A 1,110-nucleotide genomic window follows, 5' to 3' on the forward strand; every position below is an offset into this window, starting at 1 on the left:
GAGCTGGCGGGCGCCGCGGCGGACGCGGAGCTGGTGGGCAGGGTCTCGGCGGCGCCGCGTGGCTCGGCCGGGGCGGCTGCCCAGGTCGTCGCCGTGAAAGCGCTCGGGTCGAAGGCGTCACCGACGAAGTCGAGCTCGTCCGCCACGTCCGGGAAGGTCTCCCGGCCGGGGGCGCCCCGACCGGCGACGTTTTCGTTGTCAACGACGGTCATGCGGGAACGTCCTCGTTCTCGGTCGGGGTCTGCCGCCAGGCCCGGACGGCCTCGGCGAACTTCGCGGCCATGTCCGGCGTGGCCGCCACGGTGACGTCGGTGAAGCGGACCAGGACGGTGCCGTCCGGGGCGGTCGCCGTGGCGTTGACGGTCGCGGTGGCGCCACCGGCATCGACCCGGGCGCCGTCGAGCACGAGCACGAACGGCGTCCCGTCGGGCAGCGGCCGCAGGTACTCGGCCCGCCCGATGCCCAGGGGCAGGCAGGCCTGGCCGAGCAGCGCCCGGCCGAGCACGGGCGGGCCCTGCAGCAGCACGTCGGCGAGCACCGGGCTGTGCAGTTCCCCGCCGAACGCGGGGCGCAGGCCCGGGTCGTCGGCGAGCTGGCACTCGAGGACCAGCCGGTCGGCGCCGCGGGCCAACACCCGGCGCATGCCCTGCAGGCGAGGCGCGTGGAACTGGGTTCCCTCGGCGTAGATCTCGAGTCCGTCCTCCGCCCCTTCGCCGAGCCGGTAGCTGGCACGTCCCGCGCCGGCGGGCGCCACCGGCGCGGCCCTGACCAGCAGGAGCGTCGCCGCGTAGTGCGGGACGGGCAGCCGGCCCGTGCCGTCGCCGCGCACCGAGGCGCGCAGGAGCAGCTGACCGGCCGGGGCATCGTCGGCGGGCACGAGGACGACCTGCGCCGACTCCGGTGCGGAGCCGTCGAAGACGATCCCCTTGTGGACCGCGAAGTCCCGGACCTCGACGACCCGCCAGCCCGGATGCGCCCGCTCCGCCACGTTGATCATCCAGCCGAGGCCGAACGTCGCGGGCAGCACGCGGTGCGCGCCGACCTGGTGCGCGGCGATCACCGGATGCTCGGCGAGGCCGGCAAGGCGGCGGCGGGCGGCCAGCGTCGCGC

General features: G+C 76.5%; 2 protein-coding genes. Both read right to left on the bottom strand.

From position 1 onward, the window contains the following. On the bottom strand, positions 1-212 hold a 212-nt coding region (locus tag MXD58_RS25225; RefSeq protein ID WP_250610144.1), incomplete at its 3' end, for a hypothetical protein. Further along, positions 209-1,110: polyketide synthase dehydratase domain-containing protein (locus MXD58_RS25230; protein WP_250610152.1), on the bottom strand; the 902-nt coding region annotated here is incomplete at its 5' end. The genes MXD58_RS25225 and MXD58_RS25230, both read right to left, overlap by 4 nt.

This window comes from Frankia sp. AgKG'84/4, from assembly GCF_023242965.2.
GTDB lineage: Bacteria > Actinomycetota > Actinomycetes > Frankiales > Frankiaceae > Frankia.